Here is a 24,226-nt window from a genome sequence, read left to right on the forward strand (position 1 = left end):
GACCGTGCGTGCCGGGGCGGGAGCGGACCGGTGCACGACGACGACCAGCTGACCATCGGGCGCGCCACCCGGGTGCTCCGCGAGCGGATCCTGCCGGCGGTCCACGGACCCGCCGTCCCGCTGCGCGTCGAGCGCGCGGAGCTGCCGGGCGAGCCGCTGCCGGTCGCGGAGGCGCTCGCGCTCGACTACGCGCCGGACGCGCCGGGCCGCCCCTGGGGACCGGCCTGGGGCACCACCTGGTTCCGGCTGACCGGCGAGGTGCCCGCCGAGTGGGCCGGGCGCCGTGTCGAGGTCGTGATCGATCTCGGCTTCGACTCCTCGATGCCCGGCTTCCAGGCGGAGGGCCTCCTGCACCGGGTCGACGGGACGCCGCTCAAGGCGATCGCGCCGCGGAACGCCTGGGCGCTCGTCGCCGAACCGGCGGCCGGCGGGGAACCGGTCGAGCTCTACCTCGAGGCCGCGAGCAATCCCGTGCTGCTCGACATCGAGCGCGCTCCGTTCCTGCCGACGGAGCAGGGGGATCCGGAGACGGCCTCGCGCGAGCCGCTGTACCGCACCCGGCGCTTCGACCTCGCCGTCTTCGAGCCGGAGGTCTTCGCGCTCGGGCTCGACGTGGACGTGCTGGTCGGGCTCCAGGCCGAGCTGCCGCCGGGCCCGCGGCGGGCGCGGATCCTGCAGGCGCTCGACGACGCCCTGGACCGGCTCGACCTGCAGGACGTCGTCGGGACGGCCGCGGCCGCACGCGGGGCCCTCGCGCCGGTGCTCGCGGCACCCGCCGAGCAGTCCGCGCACCGCGTCTCCGCCGTCGGCCACGCGCACATCGACTCGGCCTGGCTCTGGCCGACGCGGGAGACCGTCCGCAAGGTCGCCCGCACCGCCGCCTCCATGACCCGGCTGCTCGAGGAGGACCCGGCGTTCGTCTACGGGATGTCGAGCGCGCAGCAGTACGCCTGGATCCGGCAGCACCGCCCCGAGGTGTGGGAGCGCGTGAAGGCGGCGGTCGCAGCCGGCCGCTTCGTGCCGCTCGGCGGGATGTGGGTCGAGTCCGACACGGTCATGCCGACCGGCGAGGCGATCGTGCGCCAGTTCGCGCAGGGGCAGCGCTTCTTCGAGCGCGAGCTCGGCGTGCGGTGCTCGGGCGTCTGGCTGCCGGACAGCTTCGGCTACTCCCCCGCGCTGCCCCAGCTCATGCGCCGGGCCGGCTTCTCCTGGTTCTTCACCCAGAAGATCAGCTGGAACCAGGTGAACCGCTTCCCCCACCACACCTTCGAGTGGGAGGGGATCGACGGCAGCCGGGTGCTCACGCACTTCCCGCCCATGGAGACCTACAACGCGGAGCTGTCCGGCGCCGAGCTCGCGAAGGCGTCGCGCGGCTTCCAGGAGGCCCGGCGGGCTTCGGGCTCGATCGCTCCGGTCGGCTGGGGAGACGGCGGGGGCGGGACGACCCGCGAGATGGCGGGCCGCGCCGCCCGGCTCGCCGACCTCGAGGGCAGCCCGCGGGTCGCGTGGGAGCACCCAGACGCCTTCTTCGCCCGGGCGCGCGAGGAGCTGCCGACGCCGCCGGTCTGGGTCGGCGAGCTCTACCTCGAGCTGCACCGGGCGACGCTGACCAGCCAGCACCGCACCAAGCAGGGCAACCGGCGCAACGAGCAGCTGCTGATCGAGGCGGAGGCGTGGGCGACGACCGCGGCCGTCCGCGCCGGGACGCCGTACCCGCGGGCCGAGCTCGACGACCTCTGGCAGCGGCTCCTGCTGCTGCAGTTCCACGACATCCTTCCCGGCACGGCGATCGCCTGGGTGCACCGCGAGGCCGTCGCCGAGCACGCACGCATCGCGGCCGAGGCGCTCGGGCTGATCGACCGGTCGCTCGCGGCGCTCGTCGGCGAGGGCGACCGCGAGATCGTGGTCAACCCGGCCACGTCCGAGCGGTCCGGGGTCGCCGCGCTCGGCGCCGCCGTCGCGTCTCCCGCACCGGAGGCCGCGGTCTCCCTCGAACCCCGGGACGGCGGCTGGGTGCTCGACAGCGGCGCGCTCCGCGTCGTCGTCGACGCCCGCGGGCTCGTGACCTCCGCCGTCGACGTCACCACCGGCCGCGACGCGGTGCCCGCCGGATGCGCGGCGAACCTGCTGCAGCTGCACCAGGACCTCCCGAACCTGTGGGACGCGTGGGACGTCGACCGGCACTACCGGAACCGGGTGACGGACCTCGTCGACCTCGAGCGGATGACCGCGGAGGTCGGCGAGGACGGGGTCGCGCGCGTGCGCCTCGTCCGCCGCTTCTCGCGGTCCGTGCTGGAGGAGGAGCTGTCGCTGGCGCCGGGCTCGCGGACCCTCGAGCTGGACCTCGCGACCGAGTGGCACGAGACGGAGCAGCTGCTGAAGCTCGCCTTCCCCCTCGACGTGCGCGCCGCGCACTCCACGGCCGAGACGCAGTTCGGCGTGCAGCAGCGGGTCACCCACGTCAACACGTCCTGGGAGGCGGCGAGGTTCGAGACGTCGATGCACCGGTTCGTGCTCGTCGAGGAACCGGGCTTCGCCGTCGCCCTCGTGAACGACTCGACCTACGGCTACGACCTCACGCGGGAGGCCGACGGCGACGGGATCGTCACCACAGTGCGCCTCTCGCTGCTGCGCGCGCCGCGCTTCCCGGACCCGCGGACCGACCAGGGCAGGCAGACGCACCGGGCGGGCCTCGTCGTCGGCACGGACGTGCGGCACGCGACCGACGAGGGCGTCGCGATGAACGCGCCGCTGCGCCGGGTGCGCGGCGCCCGTGGCTTCGCGCCGCTCGTGACGCTGACGGCGGAGGCGCTCCTGTCCGCGGTGAAGCTCGCGGACGACGGCAGCAGCGACCTCGTCGTCCGCCTCTACGAGCCGGTGGGCCGCCGCGCGGAGGCGGTGCTGCGCGTCGACGCGCCGGTCACGGCGGCGCGGACCGTCGACCTGCTCGAGGGACCGCTGCCGGAGGCCGAGCCCGTCGACCTCCAGGACGGCGCGGTGCGGCTGCGGCTCGGCCCCTTCGAGGTGCGCACGCTCCGCCTCCACCTCGCGGGTCGGTAGTCCCGCTGGGCACCTCGCCGGTCGAGGTGCGAGCGCAGCGAGCCTCGAGACCACCCCCACCCGCACTCGAAGACCACGCCGAAGGCTCCGCGCCGATACCACGCTCCGAATCGCCTGCACGCGCGACACGCCGTCGGTGGTGTCGAACATACTTCTGCCATGCTCACCCACGCAGACATCCGGCTGCTGGAGTTCGAGGACGCCCACCCTCGCCACACCGGACTGAAGACCGACGCGATCCGCATGCGGCTCGGCATGACGACGTCCCGCTACTACCAGCGCCTGCAGGTGCTGGCCGCGCGCCCCGAGGTCGAGGACCGCTGGCCGCGGGTCGCGCGCCGCGTGCAGCGCCGCACGCAGCAGCGGGCGGACGAGCGCGCGCAGCTCGACCGCTGGCTCCGCTGACACCGGCCGCACCGGAACGACGAAGGGCGGGGAGCCGCGCTCCCCGCCCTGTCCGTACACCCCCTGGGACTTGAACCCAGAACCCACTGATTAAGAGTCAGTTGCTCTGCCAATTGAGCTAGAGGTGCGCACCCGGGTCCTCGCGAACCCAGGGATCGAGGGTAGCAGACGGGCGAGGATGGACGTCGTGACCTCCACGCGACTGGCCGCCGGCGACGCGGCACCCGACTTCACCCTGCCGGACTCCTCGGGGAAGGACGTGAGCCTCGCCGACCTGCGCGGCCAGGACGTCGTCCTCTACTTCTACCCGGCGGCGATGACCCCGGGCTGCACCACCCAGGCCTGCGACTTCCGCGACAACCTGAACTCGCTCGCCCAGGCGGGCTACCGCGTCGTCGGGGTGTCCAAGGACGAGCCCGCCGCGAACGCGGAGTTCGCCGAGCAGGAGTCGCTGAACTTCCCGCTGCTGTCCGACCCCGACCTCGCGGTGCACAAGGCGTACGGGGCGTGGGGCGAGAAGTCGATGTACGGCAGGACCGTCACCGGCACGATCCGCTCCACCTTCGTCATCGACGGCGAGGGGCGCCTGACGCACGCGCTCTACAACGTGAAGGCGACCGGCCACGTCGCGAGCCTCCGCAAGCGGCTCGGCATCGACTGACGTCCCGCCGCGAGGCGCCCTACCCGCGGTCGAGCGCCTCGCGGACCGGGCGGGAGAAGAGCAGCACCAGCGCGACGAGGGCCAGGGCGACCGCCGCGACACCGAACCCGATCGCGGCGCCGGCGCCCTGCAGCGAGTACGCCCCGATCAGCGCCTGGACGATCTGCCAGACAAGGGCGGCCGAGCGCGTCCACGCGCGCGTGCGCACCAGGCCGATCGCGACGACCGCCAGCAGCACGGCGAAGATCAGCACGAAGACGGCGACGGCGATGCCGGAGGTGGGGTCCCCCGTGCCGCCGCCCGTCGTGCTGCGCACCCCGTAGGGCGAGGCCACCAGCGCGAGCAGCCCGATCACCGCGGTGGCGAGCGCCTCGACGGCGACGATGACGGCCAGCGCGATCAGTCCGGCGGGCCTGCGGCCCGTGTTCGATGCGCTCACAGCGACATCACAACTTCAATACCCTTGCTCACGACTAGGTGCTGTGTCACGATGTTTCCGGTTCGTTTCGGTGCCCACGAAGGTGAGGGCAGACGGTGATGAAGAGGGACGGGAGACCGTCCTTCTTCTGCTGTAGGGGCCTTCCCCGATCATGCAGCACCCACCCGACCACACACCGGTTCGGCCACTGCTTGCCCGGCTCTCCGACGACGCGGCCCGGGACCCGAACCGCGATGAAAGTGAGCGCCCCGGTATGGATTGGCGTGACCGTGCTGCGTGCCTGACGGCAGACCCCGAGCTCTTCTTCCCGATCGGCAACACCGGACCGGCGGTCGATCAGATCGAGCGAGCGAAGTCCGTCTGCGGCCGCTGCACCGTCACCGAGTCGTGCCTGCAGTACGCGCTCGAGACCAGCCAGGACTCCGGCGTCTGGGGCGGCCTGTCCGAGGACGAGCGCCGCGCCCTGAAGCGCCGCGCGGCCCGAGCCCGCCGCTCCGCCTGACCTCGCGGCTCCGCACTCCTGATGCGGACCCGCACCCCTGACGCGACACGCCGCGTCCCGCTCGCCGGGACCGGCGTGTCGCGTCGTTTCTACGGATCCGCGAACCCCTCGTGGGCTGAGGTGGTCTCGAGGCTCGCTGCGCTCGCACCTCGACCAGCGGCGGGCGCGAGTAGCGAGGCAGCCCAGCGCGGACGTCGCGCGCAGCAGCGGCCAAGGGCCGCCGGTGCCTCATGGCGCCGAACCGCGCGGGCGCGAGGAGCGCAGCGACGAGCCTGCCCAGCCCACCGCGAGGGGGCCGCGAAGCGGTCGCCGAGCAGACGCTCCCCTAGCGCCGCGAGCAGCGGCCGTCAGGCCGCCGGCGCCTCATGGCGCCGAACCGCGCGGGCGCGAGGAGCGCAGCGACGAGCCTGCCCAGGCGGCCGCGAGGGGGCTGCGAAGCGGTCGCCGAACGGACGCCTCCGCGCGGAATGAACACAGCCGGCACTGCGCGAAATGGGTACCCCGCGCTACTCCTCGAAGTTGAACGGCACCGCGATCGTGACCTCGGTGCCGCGACCGGACATCGTGTGCCAGTCGATGAGCCCGCCGAGCTCGCCCTCGATGAGGGTGCGGACGATCTGCGTGCCGAGCCCGGTGCCGACCTTGCCCTCCGGGAGCCCGACGCCGTTGTCGCGCACCGACACGGAGAGGCCCTCGTTGGCGCGGTGCGCGGTGATGACGACGGTGCCGTCGCGGCCGGCGAGCCCGTGCTCGACGGCGTTCGTGACCAGCTCGGTGAGCGCGAGCGCGAGCGGGGTCGCGTAGTCGCTCGGCAGCACGCCGAACGCGCCGCGCTTCATGGGGACGACCCGGGAGCGGTGGGTGGAGGCGACCTCGGTGATGAGCATCAGCACCCGGTCGAAGACGGTGTCGAAGTCGACGGTCTGGTCGAGCCCCTGGCTGAGCGTGTCGTGGACGACAGCGATCGCGGACACGCGACGGGTCGCCTGCGCGAGCGACTCCCGCGCCTCGTCGCTGCCGGAGCGGCGAGCCTGGATGCGCAGCAGGGAGGCGACGGTCTGCAGGTTGTTCTTCACCCGGTGGTGGATCTCGCGGATCGTCGCGTCCTTGGTGATCAGCTCCTGCTCCTGGTTGCGCAGCTCCGTCACCTCGCGGCAGAGGACGATCGCGCCGACGCGCTCGTCGTCGTGTCGGACGGGGATGGCGCGCAGCGACAGCGTCGAGCCGCGGGCCTCGATCTCGGTGCGCCACGGCGCCTTGCCGGTCACCACGAGCGGCAGCGTCTCGTCGAAGCGCAGGTGCTCCGGCAGCAGCTCGGTGACGGCCTCGGCGAGCGGCTGCCCCTCCAGCTCGCCGGAGAACCCGATGCGGTTGAAGGCGGACAGCGCGTTCGGGCTGGCGAACAGCACGGTCCCGTCGACGTCGAGGCGGATGAGCCCGTCGGAGGCGCGGGGCGCGCCCCGTCGCGGCGCGGTCGGCGCGGCGAGCGTCGGGAAGTCGCCGGTGGCGATCATCCGGAACAGGTCCTGGGCGCAGTCGTTGAACGTCAGCTCCTGCCGGCTCGGCATCCGCGCCTCGGAGAGGTTCGTGTGCCGGGTCAGCACCGCGATCGGGCCGACCACCTGCTGCGGCCCGGCCGAGGGCGACGTTCGCCGGACCACCGGCACGGCGCGGACCCGGGTCGGGGTCTCCTCGAACCAGTCCGGCGCGGACGAGTCGAGGATCTCGCTCCGCTCGAAGGCGTCGGTGACGAGGCGCCGCCAGTCCTGCTTGATCGACTGGCCGACGAAGTCCCGGTAGAACAGCGTCGCCGCCGACGACGGCCTCGCGTGGGCGACCGCGACGAAGTCGCCCTCCTCCGCCGGCGTCCAGAGCACCACGTCCGCGAAGGCGAGATCGGCGAGCAGCTGCAGGTCGCCGAGCAGCGCGTGCAGCCAGGACAGGTCGTCCTCGCTCAGCCGGCCGTGGGCACTGACGAGCTCGCTCATGGTCGGCACGAGCCGAGTCTACGAACCGCCGCGCGCGGGGTCCGCCAGCCGGTAGCGGCCGTCGTGCTCGACGACGAGCCCGTCGGCGACGAGCCCGACGAGCTCCCGGCCGAACGGGTCCTCCTCCCCCATCGACATGAGGGCGCGGGACTCCGCGCTGCCGTCGGGGAAGGCCGCCCGGAGCCCCGCGAGCGTCGCGGGGCCCTGCTCGAGGCGGCGCAGGACGGCCCGCTGCACGGGGCTCATCAGTCGCGCCGCGCGAGCAGCGCCGCGTTCAGCCGGGCGGTGAAGGCCTCGTCGACCGGTCGGTCGGTCCCGTCGAGCGTCCGGATCGGCGCGGCGAGCCGCACGCTCGACAGCAGCCACAGCCCGTCCGCGTCATCGAGCGCCGTGCGCGGCAGCACCTCGTAGCTGGTGGTCATCCCCTCGGCGCGGGCGGAGCGGAAGGCGTCGGCCTGCGTGGTGCCGGGCAGGATGCCGAGGCTCGTCGACGGCGTCACGAGCCGGTCGCCGCGCTTCAGCAGCAGGGTGGAGGTCGCGCCCTCGAGGAGGAAGCCGTCGCCGCTCACGAACAGCGCGTCGTCCGCGTCACGGCGCCGCGCCTCGCGCAGCGCCGCCATGTTGAGGGCGTACGAGAGCGTCTTCGCGCCCTGCAGCAGCCAGGGCGCGGTCGCGGTGACGTCGTGCGGCAGCCCGCGGTCGAGCACGACGACACCGATCCCGCGCGTCCGCGCCTCCGTGTGGTCCGGCGCGACGGCGCCGGTCGCCCAGCCCGTCGGGATCCCCGACCCCTCGGGGCCGCGCGTGTAGACCAGCTTGACGAACCCCTCCCGGTCGGCGGGCAGGCGCTCCGCGACGGCGATCAGGGTCTCGCGCCACGCGTCGAGGTCCGGCTCCGGCAGCTCGAGCATCGCGGCCGACCGGGCGAGGCGGGCGAGGTGCCCGTCGACGGCCTGGGCGCGGCCGCCGACCACGCCGAGGGTCTCGAACACGCCGTCGCCGCGGGTGGCGCCGAGGTCGTGCACGGTGACCTGCGGGTCCGCGGGGTCGGCGAGGCGGAACGCGGTCGGCGCGGCGGTGCCGTCCAGCGCGGGCGAGTTCAGGACGGCGAGCACGGCGGTGGACACGTGCCCATCCTGCCCCGCCGCACGGGCGGCCGTCAGACTGGCAGCAGGCGGCGGAGGGCCCGGGGCCGCCTCGCGGGGACCGGCGGCGCGTCCACGAGGTGGTCCGCGGCGAGGCCGCGCAGCGCGGCGACGGCGGACGCGCGCGGCGCCGCGTCCGGCAGGCTGCGCCCGGTCAGCAGCGCGGCGTCGCAGGCGGACGGGTCGCTCGGGACGAGCGTCACCTCCTCGATGCCCGCGAACCGGGCGAGGCTGGCGCGGATCTGCGCGCCCGGCGCCAGCCCCACCGCGCTGCGCCGCACCTTCGTGATCACCGGCCGGATGCGGCTCGGGTCGACCAGCTCGACGAGGTCGCCGTAGGCCCGCACGAAGCGGGCGAGGCCGATCGGGTCCGCAGCGCCCACCGCCACCACGACGTCCGCGGCCTGCACCGCCGCGAGCGTCGCCGCGTTCCGACGCGGCGCGAACAGGTCGGACACGATCTCCTCGTCCGCCTCGAGGTTGTAGCCCGCGTCCACGACCGTGTGCGCGACCCAGTCGCGGCACCGCTCCAGCACCGTGCCCATGCGGTCCGCGGAGAGCTCCGGCCAGCGGGAGGGTCGCCCGATCCCCGTGAGCACGGCGAGGTCGGCGGTCGCGCCGCGGTGGCGCTGCGCGACGCGGTCGAGCTCGTGGCCCGTCAGCGCCTCGGCGGCGGCGAGCCGGCACGCCGCGGCGAGGCCCGGCGCCTCGTCGAGCAGGGCGAGCGCCGGCGCGACCGCGGCGCCGGTCGTGTCGGCGTCGACGAGCGCGGTCGGGGTGCCGGACGCGGCGATCTCCGCGGCGAGCGCGATCGCGGTCGTCGTGCGGCCGGGAGCGCCCGCCGGGCCCCACACGGCGGTCACCCGTCCCCGCCCGCTCGGCGCCGTCACCGGCGCCGGCGCGACGTCGTCCGGCGCATCCGGGACGCTGCGCGCGAGCCGGTCGCGCAGCTCCCGGCCGCTCACCGACGCGTCGAGCGGCTCCCGCACGCCGAGCGCGGCGGCGTGCCGCCTCCCTGCCTCGCCCTCCGCGAGCACGAGCGCGGTCGTCCTGGCCGAGGCGGCGGCGAGGAGCAGGGCGCCGTCGACCCAGCGGGGGTCGGCGCTCGCGAGCAGGACGTCCGGCCGCAGCCGCTGCACCGCCGCGGCCGCCTCCGCCGCGCCCGCCGGCCTCGCCACCACCACGAGCCCCGCGTCCGGCAGCTGCGGCAGCAGGGCGTCCTCGACGCCCGGCGCGAGGCAGAGCACCACGGAGCGCGGCGCGCTCACCGGGTGCCGCCGACCGCGACCGCCGCGATGCGGGACCCGTCCGCCTGCGCCTCGAGCAGCGCGGCGACCTCGTCCCTCGGGACCTGCACCTCGACCGCGTCCTCCCGACCGCCGGCGATGAGCCCGCTCGAGGTCGGCACCCGGGCGACGACGGCGTCGTTGACGAGCACGACCGGCGGCCCGTACCGCTCCTGCGCGCCCTCGAGCCTCGGCGCCGACCACAGGTCGACGTCGGTGCCCGCCCCGACGCCGTCCGCGAGCGGCGAGGCGAGATCCACGACCACCGTCGCGGTCGCGAGCTCGGCGGAGGTCCCGACCGCCGACCGCGGGACGACCTCGCCGGCCGCCACCGTCCGCGTCGCGACCAGGCCGGCCGCCGGCAGCGGCCCCGTCAGGTACAGGCCCTGCGCGTCGCCCAGCCGGACCGAGGCGGCGACGAGCCGGTCCGCGGTGACGCGCTCCCCCGCCACGAGGGCGTGCGCGGCCCGGTAGACGACGACCGAGCGGGTCAGCGCCGACACGAGGGCGGTGGTGCCGAGCGCGGACGCGACGACCAGCACCACGCCGATCAGGATCCGCGGATCCGGCAGGGGCCTGCGCCGGGGCCGCAGCGGGAAGGTGGCCATGAGTCCTCCATCACGAGCTCGCGCCCATGGTGACGACTCCCGCTCCTCGGCGCCGCGCGTTGTCCACAGGGCGCGGAGCGGAGCGTTCCGCCCCCGGCTCCGCTGCCATGCTTCGGTCATGACCTCGGACCCGGACGACCTGCTCGGCCGCTTCCTGACGGTCGCGGAGACCGCCGAGGTGCTGCGCGTGTCCGTCTCGCAGGCCTACTCCCTCGTGCGCTCCGGCGAGCTGGCGGCGATCCGCGTCGGCGCCGCCCGGCACTGGCGGGTCGAGCGCACGGAGCTCGAGGCGTACATCGAGGCCCGCTACGAGGAGGCGCGCCGGGAGGCGAACTGGCGCCAGAGCGCGTTCGCGATCGTGCCGGAGCTGCGCCAGGGCGACCTGCTCTGAAGGCGCCGCGCTCCTTCAGGCGCGAATTCGTTTCCGGGTGACGTCGTCGGCGCTCAGCAGCGCCGAATCCGTCGCCCGTCGCCGGAGACGCCGATCAGTCCACGCGGACGAGCAGCACGGAGGCGAGCGGCAGCAGCTCGATCCGGCTGACCGCGCTCGCGCGGCGCCAGGCGTCCGCGGGGTGCACCGCGAGGTCGACGTGGTCGCGGCCGACCCGGTCGAGCGTGCCGGTCAGCACGCCACCCGTGGTCGTGAGCTGCACGGCGCGACGTCGCCGGGCGAGGTCCCGCAGCACGAACGCGAGCCCGAGCCGGTCGGTCAGCGCCCCCTCCGCCGGCGCCGGTTCCCGGCTGCGGGCCAGCTGCTCGGCGGTGGGCAGCACGGCGGCGACCGCACCGAGCGGCAGCACCGCCTGCGCGCCGCCGGAAAGGTCTCCGCTCAGCCAGTCCCGCCCGACGGTGCGCGGGGCCAGATCGATCGTGGACGCGTCGACGAGGCGCAGGTGGATCGGCTCGCGCACCATCGCGATGGCCCGCAGACGGTCGCGCAGCGCGGCGCGGCCGACCTGCAGCCGCTCCTCCTCCGCCTGCTCCTCGCGCTCCTGCGAGCCGATCCCGTCCTCGAGCTGCCCCTCGAGGTCGGCGAACAGCTCGTCCCAGCGCACGCGCGCACGGTAGCCGGAACCATGGGCGCCGATAGGCGACTTATCCACAGATCCTGCCGCTCCTCTTCCCCCGAGCGCGACGGTGCTGCTTTGGTATGCGCGTCCGCCGCACCCGGGTGGACAGGAACCCCGCCCGCTTCCGCTCCCCCACGGAGACCCACCCATGAGTGCTGGATCCATGCTGCCGTTCCCGCCGTCCGCGCCGCCGGCGGACGAGTTCTTCGCGCGGCAGTTCACCCCGTCCTCGTCGCTGCCGGATCCCACGGTCCTGATCGAGAACCTGGCGCTCGGCGTCGTCGAGGTGCTGGGCGGTGTGCGGGACCTGGAGCAGCTCGGCCGCTGGCTGACCGAGCCGGTCTACAAGCTGCTGCTGCGGCGCAGCGTGCTCGCCGCGCGGGGCCGAGCCGCCCGGCGGCAGTCGCCGGCCCGGCCGAAGGTGCGGATCGCGTCGCGCCGCCTGATGAGCCCCGCCGACGGGGTGATCGAGGCGACCGTCGTCCTCACGGGCGCTGCCCGCACGCGCGCGATCGCGATCCGCCTGGAGGGCATCGACCACCGCTGGCGCGCGACCGCCCTCCACGTCCTCTGACCGCGCGCGTGGCGGCTCCGCCCGGCTGATCGTCGCCCTCAGCGCCAGATTGCGCCGCGCGCTCGGCGACGATCGGCGCTCAGCGCGCATCTGCACGAGCGCCCGCGCCGCGCACCCGGGGCGGGCGCGCGGCGGCGGGGACTACTGGCCGCGCTCGGCGGCGCGGCGCTGCTGCCGGTTCTGCGGCGCGCCCGACGGAGCCTGTCCGAAGGCGCCCCGCCCGGCGCCCGCACGCTGCGGCACCTGCCGCTGCGGCGCACCGCGCGACGGGCCGCGGCGCGGCTCGTCCTGCTCGGGCTCCGGCAGCTCGCCGCCGAACTGCGTCGCCTGCTGCGCCGCGGCCAGCTGCGCCTTCGCCGTCGCGGCGCGCTCCAGCAGCCCCCGCTGGTTGCGCACCTCCACGCCGCCGTCGTCGGACGGCGCGGTGAAGCGGAGCGTGTCGTTCGACGTCTGCTGCCCGAGGCCCTTCGCGTCGACGGAGCCCGCGGCCGGGTTCACCTCGACCTCCAGGTTGAACAGGAACCCGACCGACTCCTCGCGGATCGCGCCCATCATCGTCTGGAACATCGAGTAGCCCTCGCGCTGGTACTCGACCAGCGGGTCGCGCTGCGCCATCGCTCGCAGGCCGATGCCGTCCTTCAGGTAGTCCATCTCGTACAGGTGGTCGCGCCACCGGCGGTCGATCACCGACAGCACCACGCGCCGCTCCAGCTCGCGGGTCGCGTCGGCGCCCAGCTCGCGCTCGCGGCGCTGGTACGCGACCTGCGCGTCGGAGAGCACCTCGCGCTTCACGAAGTCGCGGTTCACGCGCCCCTTGCTGCCGGCCTCCGCGGCCACCTCGTCCGGCGTGATGCCGACCGGGTAGAGCGTCTTCAGCTCCGCCCACAGCGCGTCGAAGTCCCAGTCGTCGCCGGAGCCCTCCGCGGTGTGGGTGTCCACCACGTCGTCGATCACCGAGCCGAGGAAGGACTGCACGCGCTCGTGGATGTCGTCGCCCTCGAGGATGTGGCGGCGGTCGCCGTAGATCGCCTCGCGCTGGCGGTTCAGCACGTCGTCGTACTTGAGGACGTTCTTGCGGATCTCGGCGTTGCGCGCCTCCACCTGGCTCTGCGCGCTGCGGATCGCGCGGGAGACGACCTTCGACTCGATCGCGAGGTCGTCCGGCACGCCGCTGCGGCCCATCAGCATCTCGGCGGCGCCCGCGTTGAACAGCCGCATCAGGTCGTCCTTGAGCGACAGGTAGAAGCGGCTCTCGCCCGGGTCTCCCTGACGGCCGGAGCGGCCGCGCAGCTGGTTGTCGATGCGGCGCGACTCGTGGCGCTCGGTGCCGAGCACGTAGAGGCCGCCGGCCTCGACGACGCGCTGGGCCTCCTCGGCGACCTCCGCCTTCACCGCGTCGAAGACGCCGTCCCACTGCGCCTCGTACTCGTCCGGCGTCTCCGACGGGCTGAGCCCGCGCGCGGTCATCGCCGCCACAGCGAGGAACTCGGAGTTACCGCCGAGCATCACGTCCGTGCCGCGGCCGGCCATGTTCGTCGCGACGGTGACGGCGCCGTAGCGGCCGGCCTGGGCGACGATCGCCGCCTCGCGCGCGTGGTTCTTCGCGTTCAGCACCTCGTGCCGGACGCCCTTCTTCGCGAGCAGCTTCGAGAGGTACTCGCTCTTCTCGACGCTCGTCGTGCCGACGAGGACCGGCTGCCCCTTGCGGTGGCGCTCTGCGATGTCCTCCACGACCTGCGCGAACTTCGCCTCCTCGTTCTTGTAGATGAGGTCCGGCTGGTCGATGCGCTGCATCGGCTTGTTCGTCGGGATCGGGACGACGCCCAGCTTGTACGTCGACATGAACTCGGCCGCCTCGGTCTCGGCGGTGCCGGTCATGCCGGACAGCTTCTTGTAGAGGCGGAAGTAGTTCTGCAGCGTGACGGTGGCGTAGGTCTGGTTCTCCGCCTTGACCTGCACGTTCTCCTTGGCCTCGATGGCCTGGTGGATGCCCTCGTTGTAGCGGCGGCCGACCAGGATGCGGCCGGTGTGCTCGTCGACGATGAGCACCTCGCCGTTCATCACGACGTAGTCCTTGTCGCGCTTGAACAGGGCCTTCGCCTTGATCGCGTTGTTCAGGAAGGAGATGAGCGGGGTGTTCGCCGACTCGTAGAGGTTGTCGATGCCGAGGTAGTCCTCGACCTTCTCGATGCCGGGCTCCAGCACGCCGACGGTGCGCTTCTTCTCGTCGACCTCGAAGTCCGTGCCCGCGCGCAGCTGCTTGGCCAGCTGCGCGAACTCGCCGAACCAGCGGTTCGCCTCGCCGCTCGCGGCGCCCGAGATGATCAGCGGGGTCCGCGCCTCGTCGATGAGGATCGAGTCGACCTCGTCCACGATCGCGAAGTAGTGGCCGCGCTGCACCAGCTCGCCGGTCGACCAGGCCATGTTGTCGCGCAGGTAGTCGAACCCGAACTCGTTGTTCGTGCCGTAGGTGACGTCGGCGAGGTACTGCTCGCGGCGCTGCTCCGGGGTCTGGCCCGACAGGATCACGCCGGTCGTCATGCCGAGCGCACGGAAGACGCGGCCCATCAGCTCCGACTGGTAGCCGGCGAGGAAGTCGTTGACCGTGACGATGTGGACGCCGCGGGAGGTGATGGCGTTCAGGTACGCGGGCATCGTCGCGACCAGGGTCTTGCCCTCGCCGGTCTTCATCTCCGCGATGTTGCCGAGGTGGAGGGCGGCGCCGCCCATCACCTGCACGTCGAACGGGCGGAGCCCGATGGTGCGTCGCGCGGCCTCGCGGACGGCGGCGAACGCCTCCGGCAGCAGGTCGTCGAGGCTCTCGCCGTTCGAGTACCGCTCCCGCAGCTCGGCGGTCTCGTTCCGGAGGTCCTCGTCGGTCAGCTGCGTGAACTCGTCCTCGAGGTTGTTCACCTGGCCGACGATCCGCTGCAGCCGGCGCAGGGTGCGACCCTCGCCCATCCGCAGGGCCTTCTCGAGCACGTTCGCCACGCGCGGTCTCCCTCCGCGACCGGCGCCTGGAGCCGGATCGCCAACTCGCAAAGGTACCAGCGGCCCCGGAACAGGGGTCGCGCCCCCGCCGGATGCGAGCCGTCTGCACAGGATCGCCTGGCTCGGCGCCCCGCGCGGGCCCGCTGCTTGGATGAGCCGTCACCGAGAGAGGGCCACATGACCGCACTCACCCGCCGCACCCTGCTCGCCACCGCGGGCGCCGCCTCCGTCAGCACCCTGCTCGCCTCCTGCGCGGGCTTCACCGGCCAGCCGCAGGGCGGCTCCTCCGGCGGATCCAGCGGCGGCAGCGGCACGCTCACCTTCACCACGTGGGCCTCCGACAGCGAGAAGGCCGCCTACGAGAAGCTGATCAAGCAGTTCGAGGCCGCGAACGACGGCGTCACCGTGCGCGCCAACTTCGTGCCGTACCAGCAGATGTTCACGAACATCGACGCGCAGCTGTCCGCCGGCAACGCGCCCGACGTCTTCCGCGCCGGCTACGGCCAGATCGGCGGCTACGCGAAGCAGGGGGCGCTGCTCGACCTCTCCGACTCCCTCGGCAGCGAGAAGAGCCGCTTCATCCCGGCGTTCTGGGAGGCGATCAGCTACGACGGCAAGCCGTACGGCGTCGCGCAGCAGACCGACACCTCAGCGATCGCGTACAACAAGCAGCTCATGAAGGACGCGGGCATCACGTCGCTGCCCGACTCCCTCGACAGCGCGTGGAGCTGGGCGGAGTTCGACGACGTGATGTCGCGCCTCCGCGCGAAGCTGCCGTCGTCGAAGTACCCGTTCGCCTACAACTGGCAGCTGGGCGGGTCGCCCCGCTGGCTGACGTGGCTGTTCGAGGCGGGCGGACGCCTGCTGAACGAGGACCTCAGCGCCTCCGCCATCCGCAGCGACGCGGGCACGAAGGCGCTCGACTACACCAAGGCCTTCTTCACGAAGGACTACGTGCCCGCGAACTCGAGCGTGAAGTCCAACGCCTACGCCGACACGACGTGGCTCGCCGGCACCACCGCGATGGTGTCGGCCGGCAACTTCCTGCTGCCGGAGTTCACGGACGCGAAGTTCGACTGGGGCGTCACCTACCTGCCGAAGGACCAGCGCGCGGCCGACGACCTCGGCGGCAACGCGCTCGTCGCGACCGCGGACTCGAAGAACACGGAGCTCGCGACGAAGTTCCTGAAGTTCATGGTCAGCGACGACGCCATGCGCACCTTCTGCGGCGGTGCGCTCGAGCTGCCGACCCTGCAGAGCCTCGTCGGGCAGGACCTCGGGTGGGACGCGCCGGACGGCGTGATGCCCGTGTTCGTGGACCAGGCGACGACGATCACGCCGGCGGACGTCGCGCAGCTGACCGTGCCGGCGAGCGCCGCGATCACCACCGTGCTCACGAACCAGCTGGAGGCGGCGTTCCGGCAGGGCCAGTCGACCGCGCAGACGCTGCAGAACATCGCCGACGGCGTGGACAAGGCGGTCGCGTGACGGACCCGCGGAGCCGGGCGTGACCGGGACCACGCTCGGCGCGGGCGGCGCGGTCGCCGATGCAACCGCCCGCCCGCCCGGCTCCCGCCCCTCGAGCAGGCGGCGCGCCCGCATGCGCGAGACGCTGGTCGGCTACTCCTTCGCCGCGCCGAACCTGATCCTGCTCGGGGTCTTCCTGCTCTACCCCCTCGGCCTCGCGGCCGTCCTGTCCTTCACCCGATACTCCGGCTTCGGGGCGCCGGAGTGGATCGGCATCGCGAACTACGCCGAGCTGCTGTCCGACGCCACCTTCTGGCGGGCGCTGATCAACACCACCTTCTTCACCGCGCTGACGCTGCTCGGCTCGGTCGGGCTCGGCCTCGCGATCGCCGTGCTGCTGAACAAGGCGCTGCCCGGGCGCGCGCTGTTCCGCACCATCGTCTACGCGCCGATGGTCGTCTCCGGCGTCGCCTCCGGCCTCATCGGCGTGCTGATGTTCGACGAGAACACCGGCGTGATCGACAAGGGCCTGATCGCCCTCGGCCTGCCCGCCATCCCGTTCCAGTCGAACGGCACCGCCGCGATGGCCGCCGTGATCCTGATGACGATCTGGGGCCGCACCGGCTTCAACATGGTGATCTACCTGGCAGGCCTGCAGGGCATCGGCGCGGAGCTGTACGAGGCGGCGGAGCTGGAGGGCGCGGGCCCCTGGCAGCGGTTCCGCAGCATCACCTTCCCGCTGCTCGGCCCGTCGACGTTCTTCCTGCTGATCATGAACGTCATCTACTCGTTCCAGGTCTTCGACCTGGTGTTCGTGCTGACCGGCGGGGGCCCGGGCGACGCGACGACGATGCTGACCACCTACGCCTACACGAACGCGTTCACGACACGGGCGCAGGGGTACGCCGCCGCGATCGGGATGGTGCTGCTCGTGCTGATGCTCGCCTTCGCCGCCGTGCAGTGGCGGCTGAACCGCGGACGGGACGTGACCGAGTGACCGCGACCGCAGGTACCCGCGCCGCGACGGCGTCCCGCGGCGTCGCGACCACCCGCTCCGGCCACCTCCGGTCCCGCAGGCGGCGGCACCGCGTCGCGCAGGTCGCGCGCTTCGTCGTGGCGCTCGCGATCTGCGCCGTGATGGTCTTCCCCTTCTACTGGATGGTCGTCGTCTCGCTGTCGCCGAAGGACGAGCTGTTCTCGACGGTCTTCAAGCTGTGGCCGTCCCGCCTGACCCTCGACAACTTCACCGGTGTGCTCGCGCGCTACGACATCGTCACCTGGTTCGGGAACTCGTTCGTGATCACGGCCTTCGTCACCGTGCTCGGCGTCCTCGTGAACCTGCTCGCGGGGTACGCCTTCGCGAAGATCCGCTTCCTCGGTCGCAGCGCGGTCTTCTTCGCGGCGCTCGCGACGCTCGTGCTGCCCGTGCAGGTGACGATGGTGGCGCAGTTCCGGCTCGTCTCCGACCTCGGCTTCTACGGCACGTACTGGGCGGTGATCCTGCCGTCGGCGGCGGTGGCGACCGGGGTGTTCCTCGCGCGCCAGTTCATCATCGGCATCCCGGACGAGCTGCTGGAGGCGGCGCGGATCGACGGCGCCGGATCGTTCCGCGTCTTCCGCTCCATCGTGCTGCCGCTGTGCCGGCCGCTGATCGCGGTGCTGGTGGTGCTGATCGCGATGGCGACGTGGAACGACTTCGCCTGGCCGCTCATCGCGCTGAAGCAGGACTACCTGTTCACGCTGCCGATCGGCCTGCTGTTCCTGCAGGGGCAGACGACGCCCGACTTCACGCAGATCATGGCGCTCAGCCTGATCGCGGTGGTGCCGATGATCGTGCTGTTCCTCGCGACGCAGCGCTACTTCGTGCAGGGCATCGCGCGCAGCGGCATCCGCTGACCGGGGCTTGCCGCTTTCGTCCCTCTCCGCGCCTCCGCGGGGGACGAAAGCGGCAACTCCCCGGCGTTCATCGCTCCGCTCCTCCCCAGGGCCGCATCGGGGCGGACCCTGATCGCGGAGGCAGCAGCGCCCTCGGACCGAGGTGCTGCGCTGGCACCCTGCCGCGCATGCCGGTCGATCCACTCGCCGTGTTCGGTGACGAGCCCTTCTCGATCGGAGCGGCTCGTACCGCAGGGGCCGGCCGGAAGCGGACGGACGCTCCCCGTCTCGCGCGCCCGTTCGCAGGCGTGCGCGCCAGAGAAGCACCCGCCGACGTGCGCGCCCTCGCCGCCGCGTACCTGCCGAAGATGGCACCGCACGAGTTCTTCAGCCATCGCACCGCGGCGCTGCTGCACGGCCTCTGGTTGCCGCTTCCCGATCAGCAGCGGCTCGTGCTCGACGTCGCGGTGATCCGACCGCACCGCGCTCCACGGGACGCCCGGGTGCAGGGCCACCACCTCGTCGAGCGGCCCGGCATGGTCGTCCGGCGCGACGGCGTGCCGGTCGCGAATCCGATCGAGACGGTGTGCCAGCTGGCGACCGTCCTGTCCGGTGACGACCTGGTCACCGCGATCGAGCGCCTGCTGCCGCCGCGGCACCCGGCGAGCGCCCGACGTCTCGAGGCCCTGACCCGAGCGGCGACCGATCCGCACCGGCCCGGGAGCATCCGGCTGCGCAAGGCGCTGCCACGGGTGCGGATCGGGTCGCGGTCGCCGCAGGAGACGCGGCTCCGGCTGCTGATGCTCGCGAGCGGGCTGCCCGAGCCCGAGCTCAGTCACCTCCCGAACGATCCGAGGCTCGAGTGGACGGAGGGCGACCTGGTCTATCCGGCGCAGAAGGTGTGGATCGAGGTCGAGGGCGATCAGCACCGCACGGACCGGCGCCAGTGGATGAAGGACGTCGCCCGCTACGAGCTGCTCACGGACCTCGGCTGGCGCGTGATCCGGGTGACCGCGGCCGACATCGCCGAGCCCGCGGTCACACTCGCCCGGATCGCGCGGGCGCTGCACCGCTCCGGATGAGGGTCTTGCCGCTTTCGTCTCCTTCGAGGGGACGGCTGGAAGCAGAAGCGGCAACACTCCCAGCAGCGGGGCGGCGCCTTGCCGCTTCCGTCCCCTTCTGAACGATGGGAGGGGACGAAAGCGGCAAGGCCCAGTGCTCGTCAGGCGGAGGCGACGCCTGCGGTCGCGAGCACGCGCTCGGAGACCTCCTCGCGGCCGTCGAGCGCGATTACGCCGTAGTTCCAGCCCACGCGGCGGTAGACCACGCTCGGCTCCCCGGTCGTCGCGTCGATGAACAGGAAGAAGTCGTGGCCGACCAGCTCCATCCGGTCGACCGCCTCCTCGACCGTCAGCGCCTCCGCCGGGAACCGCTTGTTCCGGATGACGACGGGGCTCTCCTGCACCTCGCCGGTCTCCTCCGCGAGCGCCGACACCGCACCGTCGGTCGCCTGCGCCTCGGACAGCATCCGGCCGTCGGCGGGCACCACCCCGTGCGCGGCGAAGTCGCCGGAGCTCGCCTCCCGCAGGCTCTCCATGCGCTTACCGCCGCCGCGATGCAGCTTCCGTCGATCCCGCGATCGGCGCACCCGTTCCAGCAGCTTGGCGAGCGCTGCGTCGTAGGCGGCGAACTTGTCCGCGCCGTCCGCCTCGGCCCGGATCACCGGCCCGGGCCCGATGAGGGTCATCTCCACTCGATCGTCGCCGGCCGTGCCGTTCGTCTCGTGGTGCCGGCACAGGCGGATCTCGAGCGCGAGGGCCCGATCCGCCAGGTGCTCCACCCGAGCCGCCTTCTCCTCCGCGTAGTCGCGGAAGCGGTCCGTGATCTGCACGTTGCGACCGATGAGTGTGACGTCCATGGTGACTCCCTCATGTCGCGGCGCACCGCCCTCGGAACGGACCCTGCACCGGTCGCCTGACGGCTGCCCATGAGGGGCCGGGCGGTCTTCGTCGACGCCGTATCGAGACAGTACGCGTGGAGGGCCGCCCGCGTCACGACCCCCTCAGCCGACTCATGGCGACCCCGCGCCGGGCGTGCGGAGCGGCGTGGCCGCGAGGGTCGCCGCCCCGACCACGACGCCGCCCGCCGCTCGCACGGCCCGGGCAGCCTCGCCGAGCGTGGCGCCGGTGGTGACGACGTCGTCGACCAGGAGGACGCGAGCGCCGGAGAGGTCCCGCCTCGCCCGCATGCCCTGCGCGACGTTCGTGAAGCGCGCCTCGCGGCCGAGCCGCACCTGGTCGCCGGAGGACCGGACGAGCCGGAGCAGGTCGTGGTGCGGCAGGCGCGCCCGGCGCAGCAGCAGCCGCAGCGGGTCGTAGCCGCGCTCGACGGCGGAGCGGCGCGTCGCGGGCATCGGCACGAGCAGGAGCCCGTCCCGCTCCCCCGCGGCGGACTCGACGGCCGCCCGCAGCGCCGTGGCGAGCGGACGGGCGACCGAGGTGCGCCCCTCGTTCTTGACGGCGACGACCACGTCGCGCACCACCCCGTCGTAGACCAGCGCGCTCGTGACAGGGACGCCGCCTACCGTGCGGCCGGCGGGCACCGGGGACAGCGCCTCACGGCAGCGGCCGCAGAGCGTCGGCCCGGCCGTGCCGCACCCGCAGCAGTCGTCCGGCAGCACCAGCTGCTGCAGGAACGCGCTCGCGACGCGCAACCGGTCCACGGCGCCATGCTCGCCCGCGCGCGAAGCAGCTGCGAGGCGAGCCGCCCCTGCCGGGCGACCCGCCTCGGAAGGATGCCTGGGGAGGAGCGGTTCAGCGCTGCACGGCGAGCACGTCGATGTCGACGGAGGCGGGAGTCACGACGGCCCAGACGCTGGCGGACGGCGACCAGACGAGCAGCCCGCCCGTGCGGGAGAGAACCCGCAGGTCCTGCTGCCCGGTCGCCCCGACGATCGTGCGGGCGTTCGACAGCAGCGCGAGCTGGGTGGACAGGCCCCCGAGCTGCACCTGCACCACGTTCTGCGCCGACGCGTTGCTCGTGAGGACCGCGACGGTCGACTGGTCGACCCAGGTCGCATCGAGCGCGGTGGCGGTGGGGTCCACGTCGATCGTGATGCGGTCGGTGGTGAGCCCGGTCGGCCGGCCGCTCCCGTCGCGCAGGATCCCGGCCACGTACGCCTCCGTGCCGGCGCCGGTCCGCCGCAGCACGAGCAGCCGTGTGCCGTCCGTCGACGCCTCGATGGAGATGACGCCGGTGGTGTCCAGCTCGGACGACACGTCCGAGGAGGTCCCGTCCGCACGGCTCACACGCAGCCCCCCGGGCTCGTTCTCGGGCACCGAGTAGATCCAGCCGCGCTGATCGAGCGTCGGCGCCGCCAGGTCCCGCCGGTCGTCGACGACCCGGGTGCCGCCGCGGGTGACCGCGACGACCTGCCCCCGCCCGTTCAGCACGGCCGCGATCCGCTGCTGAGCGGACACGGTGATCGCGCTCGGATCCTGCTGCACGATGCGCGGCCCGAGCTCGCGGTCCTCGCTCAGCGTCCCCTGCGCGCTGAGCGCGCCGAAGCGGCCTCCGCTGACGACGAGCGGCTCGCTGCTCGTCGGCTGCTGCAGCTCCGGCTGCGGAGCGACGGGCGCCGTCCGCCCGTTCACGACGAGCCGGAGCGAGGCGATGGAGCGCCCGAGCGACGGCGCGAGCGCCTGCTGGATGCGGTCGGTGTCGCGCTCCGACGGCATCCCGCCCGGCAGCGTGATCGACACGGTCGTCACGCCGTCCGACGTCCGCACCGGCGCCGCGAGCGCGGTACCGGCCGGGAAGACCGGCAGGGTCACCTGCTGCAGCATCGGCGCCTGGCCGTTCAGCAAGGCCTGGACCACCGCGGCGGGGGCGACGCTCGGCGCCACGCTCGACGACGGGGCCGCCGTCTGCCGGGGGAACCATCGGACGTCCGGCACGAGCCGGGAGTACCCGGGCGCGAAGAACTGCAGCTGCGTCGCGACGAACACCTGCGGGAACACGGCCTGCGTCAGCACGACCTGGTCCGGCCCGTCGCTGATCCGCCACTGCCCGCGCACCTGGGTCAGTTGGTAGGTGCTCGACACGGTCCGCGGGATCGCCGTGTAGCGCCCGTCGCCGTCGACCTGCGCCACCGTCGGCACCGTGAGCCGGACTCGGTCGCCGTCGGCGGCGTCCACACCCCACGGCGTCGCGTGGATGAGCACGGACGCGTTCGGCCGCCAGGACCGGGCGAAGGCGGGCGTCAGGAACTCCTTCGCGACACGGTAGTCCTGGCCGGCGCTGGCCGCGGTGACGAAGCCGCGGACGACGTCCTGCGGGCTCATCCCGTCCTGCGGGGGGTTCGGCAGGAACACCGCGGCGGGGTCGTTGCCGGGCGCCTGCGGCACCGAGGTCCTCACGGGCCCGGTGTCCGGGACGACGGCGCAGGCGCTGAGGAGGAGCACGGCGACCAGCGCGCCGATCGCGCCGCCGAGCCGCGGGGCGTTCACGTCGCGACCGCCGCGGTACGGCCGGTCCGCGTGCTCGGGCGCGCGCCGACGTCGTCGGGACGGAGCGGGACGGGCCGGTCCGCGGTCGGACCGTCTCCCCGCGGCAGCGTGAGCACGAAGTTCGCGCCCTCGCCGGGCCGGCTCCAGACCTCGAGCGCGCCGCCGTGCAGCATCGCGTCCTCCAGGCTGATCGCGAGCCCGAGCCCCGTGCCGCCGACCCGGCGCTGGCGGCTCGGGTCCGCACGCCAGAAGCGGTCGAAGACCCGCCCCGCGTCCTCCGCGGACATCCCGATCCCGTGGTCCCGCACGCCGAGGGCGACCGCGTCGGCGCTGCTGTCCACGGTCACCACGACGGGGCGCCCCTCCCCGTGCTCGAGGGCGTTGGCGAGCAGGTTCCGGACGATCCGCGTGATGCGCCGGGCGTCGACGTCGACGGGCGCGTGCCCGCCCGGGGTGACGAGCTCCACCCGCGACCCCGTCTCGCCGGCGAGGCCGCTCAGCGCGTCGATCGTCTCCGTCGCGATGTCGACGAGGCTGGCGGGCTCGCCGGCGACCTCCGCGGCGCGGGCGTCCATCCGGCTGATCTCGAGGAGGTCCGCCAGCAGCGACTCGAACCGCTGCACCTGCGTGCGCAGCAGCTCCGCCGACCGCGCGGTCGGCGCGTCGTAGCGGGCCCGGTTGTCGTACAGCACGTCGCTCGCGAGCCGGATGGTCGTCAGCGGGGTCCGCAGCTCGTGCGACACGTCGGACACGAACCGCTGCTGGACCCGCGACAGGTTCGCGAGCTGGGAGATCTGCCGCTGCAGGCTCTCGGCCATGCGGTTGAAGGAGCTCGCCAGGGTGGCGACCGCGTCCTCCCCCCGCACCGGGATCCGCTGCTCCAGCCGCCCCGCGGCGAGCTGCTCGCTGGTCGCGGCGGCCTGCTTGAGCGGCGCCGTCACGAGTCCGGAGACGAAGGTCACGACCCCGGCGATCAGCACGAGCAGCGCGAGGCCGCCGATCAGCAGCGCGCGCTGCACGACGTCGAGCGTGTCCTGCACGTCCTGCAGGTCGTAGACGAGGAACAGCTGCCCCTGCACGGTCCCGTACCGCAGGGTGTCGGCCACGGCGATGCCGGGGTGGACGGACCCTCCACGACGGATCGCCACCGACTGCCACAGCTGCGCGCCGTCGTCGGCGCGATCGAGCGCGGCTCGCAGGCTGTCGACGGGCAGCGTGCCCTCTCCGACCTGGATCGTGCCGCTGCTGCTGTAGAGCGTTCCGGTGCTGCTGTAGAGCACGTACGCGTCGGCGCGAGCGATCGTCTGCGCGGTCGCGACGGCGTTGCGCGAAGCCGCGGTCAGGGTGGAGGGATCGAGCGTCGTCGCCGTCGCGGACGCGGCCTGCGCCGCCGCCGCGGCCGCTCTGGACGACTCCGCGAGCACCTGGTCGCGCCGGTCGTTGAAGAGCCCCTGGCCGATCGTGTACGACACGACGGTCCCGACCGCCAGCAGCGCGACGGAGGACAGCACGAGCGTGATCAGCACGGTGCGCACCCGCATGGAGCGCCGCCACAGCCGCCGCGGCGATCCGAGCAGCACCCGTGCGCGGCGCGCCGCGACCGCCGCCGCGAGCGTCGGCGGGGTGCTCGGGCGCGGCTCCGACATG

At 73.6% G+C, this 24,226-nt stretch carries 22 protein-coding genes and 1 tRNA gene; 10 read left to right on the forward strand and 13 right to left on the reverse strand.

The window, feature by feature from the left end:
* The first annotated feature begins 30 nt into the window (after nt 1-30).
* The gene (locus ACFSBI_RS00715; protein WP_377931265.1) at nt 31-3,060 is read left to right on the forward strand and encodes an alpha-mannosidase; all 3,030 of its coding nucleotides are present in this window, start codon (nt 31-33) and stop codon (nt 3,058-3,060) included.
* 159 nt (nt 3,061-3,219) lie between these two features.
* Nucleotides 3,220-3,465: a DUF3263 domain-containing protein gene (locus ACFSBI_RS00720; RefSeq protein WP_377931266.1), complete on the forward strand. Its 246-nt coding sequence runs from the start codon at nt 3,220-3,222 to the stop codon at nt 3,463-3,465.
* A 55-nt stretch (nt 3,466-3,520) separates the two neighbouring features.
* Here ACFSBI_RS00720 and ACFSBI_RS00725 read toward each other — a convergent pair.
* A tRNA-Lys gene (locus ACFSBI_RS00725) sits at nt 3,521-3,593 on the reverse strand.
* Between the two features lie 50 nt (nt 3,594-3,643).
* Here ACFSBI_RS00725 and bcp point away from each other — a divergent pair.
* Nucleotides 3,644-4,126, forward strand: a complete 483-nt coding sequence (gene bcp, locus ACFSBI_RS00730; protein WP_377931267.1) for a thioredoxin-dependent thiol peroxidase — start codon at nt 3,644-3,646, stop codon at nt 4,124-4,126.
* A 19-nt stretch (nt 4,127-4,145) separates the two neighbouring features.
* Here bcp and ACFSBI_RS00735 read toward each other — a convergent pair whose 3' ends face one another.
* Nucleotides 4,146-4,565 carry a hypothetical protein gene (locus ACFSBI_RS00735; protein ID WP_377931268.1) on the reverse strand — a complete coding sequence of 140 codons (420 nt, stop codon included), beginning with the start codon at nt 4,563-4,565 and terminating at the stop codon, nt 4,146-4,148.
* Nucleotides 4,566-4,818: 253 nt separating this feature from the next.
* Between ACFSBI_RS00735 and ACFSBI_RS00740 the strand changes: the two genes are divergently transcribed.
* A complete protein-coding gene (locus ACFSBI_RS00740) occupies nt 4,819-5,067 on the forward strand; it encodes a WhiB family transcriptional regulator (RefSeq protein ID WP_377931269.1) in 249 nt (82 codons plus the stop codon).
* A gap of 506 nt (nt 5,068-5,573) precedes the next feature.
* Here the strand turns inward: ACFSBI_RS00740 and ACFSBI_RS00745 are convergent.
* From ACFSBI_RS00745 to ACFSBI_RS00765, 5 genes are read right to left on the reverse strand one after another with little or no spacing between them, the layout of a single operon-like run.
* The gene (locus ACFSBI_RS00745) at nt 5,574-7,064 is read right to left on the reverse strand and encodes a sensor histidine kinase (RefSeq protein WP_377931270.1); all 1,491 of its coding nucleotides are present in this window, start codon (nt 7,062-7,064) and stop codon (nt 5,574-5,576) included.
* Nucleotides 7,065-7,073: 9 nt separating this feature from the next.
* Complete coding sequence (locus ACFSBI_RS00750) at nt 7,074-7,301, reverse strand: hypothetical protein (protein ID WP_377931271.1); 228 nt, start codon at nt 7,299-7,301, stop codon at nt 7,074-7,076.
* Nucleotides 7,301-8,182, reverse strand: a complete 882-nt coding sequence (locus ACFSBI_RS00755; RefSeq protein ID WP_377931272.1) for an aminodeoxychorismate lyase — start codon at nt 8,180-8,182, stop codon at nt 7,301-7,303. Before ACFSBI_RS00755 ends, ACFSBI_RS00750 begins: the two co-directional genes overlap by 1 nt.
* 32 nt (nt 8,183-8,214) lie before the next feature.
* Nucleotides 8,215-9,468: a regulator gene (locus ACFSBI_RS00760; RefSeq protein ID WP_377931273.1), complete on the reverse strand. Its 1,254-nt coding sequence runs from the start codon at nt 9,466-9,468 to the stop codon at nt 8,215-8,217.
* The gene (locus tag ACFSBI_RS00765; protein ID WP_377931274.1) at nt 9,465-10,094 is read right to left on the reverse strand and encodes an SAF domain-containing protein; all 630 of its coding nucleotides are present in this window, start codon (nt 10,092-10,094) and stop codon (nt 9,465-9,467) included. Before ACFSBI_RS00765 ends, ACFSBI_RS00760 begins: the two co-directional genes overlap by 4 nt.
* Before the next feature lie 118 nt (nt 10,095-10,212).
* On the opposite strand from ACFSBI_RS00765, the gene ACFSBI_RS00770 reads away from it, so the two are divergent.
* Nucleotides 10,213-10,485: a helix-turn-helix domain-containing protein gene (locus ACFSBI_RS00770; RefSeq protein WP_377931275.1), complete on the forward strand. Its 273-nt coding sequence runs from the start codon at nt 10,213-10,215 to the stop codon at nt 10,483-10,485.
* A gap of 94 nt (nt 10,486-10,579) precedes the next feature.
* Here the strand turns inward: ACFSBI_RS00770 and ACFSBI_RS00775 are convergent, their stop codons facing one another.
* Nucleotides 10,580-11,149 carry a hypothetical protein gene (locus ACFSBI_RS00775; RefSeq protein ID WP_377931276.1) on the reverse strand — a complete coding sequence of 190 codons (570 nt, stop codon included), beginning with the start codon at nt 11,147-11,149 and terminating at the stop codon, nt 10,580-10,582.
* Between the two features lie 163 nt (nt 11,150-11,312).
* Between ACFSBI_RS00775 and ACFSBI_RS00780 the strand changes: the two genes are divergently transcribed.
* Complete coding sequence (locus tag ACFSBI_RS00780) at nt 11,313-11,738, forward strand: Rv3235 family protein (protein ID WP_377931277.1); 426 nt, start codon at nt 11,313-11,315, stop codon at nt 11,736-11,738.
* 141 nt (nt 11,739-11,879) lie between these two features.
* Here the strand turns inward: ACFSBI_RS00780 and secA are convergent, their stop codons facing one another.
* Complete coding sequence (secA, locus tag ACFSBI_RS00785; protein ID WP_377931278.1) at nt 11,880-14,729, reverse strand: preprotein translocase subunit SecA; 2,850 nt, start codon at nt 14,727-14,729, stop codon at nt 11,880-11,882.
* Nucleotides 14,730-14,906: 177 nt separating this feature from the next.
* Here secA and ACFSBI_RS00790 point away from each other — a divergent pair, with 177 nt between their 5' ends.
* The 4 genes from ACFSBI_RS00790 to ACFSBI_RS00805 all read left to right on the forward strand — a co-directional run bounded on the left by ACFSBI_RS00790 (nt 14,907) and on the right by ACFSBI_RS00805 (nt 19,153).
* A complete protein-coding gene (locus ACFSBI_RS00790) occupies nt 14,907-16,217 on the forward strand; it encodes an ABC transporter substrate-binding protein (RefSeq protein ID WP_377931279.1) in 1,311 nt (436 codons plus the stop codon).
* Between the two features lie 19 nt (nt 16,218-16,236).
* A complete protein-coding gene (locus tag ACFSBI_RS00795; RefSeq protein WP_377931280.1) occupies nt 16,237-17,193 on the forward strand; it encodes a carbohydrate ABC transporter permease in 957 nt (318 codons plus the stop codon).
* Nucleotides 17,190-18,092, forward strand: coding sequence for a carbohydrate ABC transporter permease (locus tag ACFSBI_RS00800; RefSeq protein WP_377931281.1), 903 nt, complete (start codon nt 17,190-17,192; stop codon nt 18,090-18,092). The genes ACFSBI_RS00795 and ACFSBI_RS00800 overlap by 4 nt, the downstream gene beginning before the upstream one ends.
* Nucleotides 18,093-18,259: 167 nt before the next feature.
* On the forward strand, nt 18,260-19,153 hold the full coding sequence (locus ACFSBI_RS00805; protein ID WP_377931282.1) for a DUF559 domain-containing protein: 894 nt from the start codon (nt 18,260-18,262) through the stop codon (nt 19,151-19,153).
* A gap of 140 nt (nt 19,154-19,293) precedes the next feature.
* Here the strand turns inward: ACFSBI_RS00805 and hpf are convergent, their stop codons facing one another.
* From hpf to mtrB, 4 genes are all read right to left on the reverse strand, one after another.
* Complete coding sequence (gene hpf, locus ACFSBI_RS00810; RefSeq protein WP_377931283.1) at nt 19,294-19,989, reverse strand: ribosome hibernation-promoting factor, HPF/YfiA family; 696 nt, start codon at nt 19,987-19,989, stop codon at nt 19,294-19,296.
* 153 nt (nt 19,990-20,142) lie between these two features.
* Nucleotides 20,143-20,793 (reverse strand): ComF family protein, encoded by a 651-nt coding sequence (locus ACFSBI_RS00815; protein WP_377931284.1) that lies wholly within the window; start codon nt 20,791-20,793, stop codon nt 20,143-20,145.
* A gap of 91 nt (nt 20,794-20,884) precedes the next feature.
* Nucleotides 20,885-22,579 (reverse strand): LpqB family beta-propeller domain-containing protein, encoded by a 1,695-nt coding sequence (locus tag ACFSBI_RS00820; RefSeq protein WP_377931285.1) that lies wholly within the window; start codon nt 22,577-22,579, stop codon nt 20,885-20,887.
* On the reverse strand, nt 22,576-24,225 hold the full coding sequence (gene mtrB, locus ACFSBI_RS00825; protein WP_377931286.1) for an MtrAB system histidine kinase MtrB: 1,650 nt from the start codon (nt 24,223-24,225) through the stop codon (nt 22,576-22,578). The genes ACFSBI_RS00820 and mtrB overlap by 4 nt, the downstream gene beginning before the upstream one ends.
* Nucleotide 24,226: the final 1 nt, after the last annotated feature.

Origin of the sequence: Amnibacterium endophyticum (assembly GCF_042680685.1) — a bacterium.
Taxonomy (GTDB): domain Bacteria; phylum Actinomycetota; class Actinomycetes; order Actinomycetales; family Microbacteriaceae; genus Amnibacterium; species Amnibacterium endophyticum.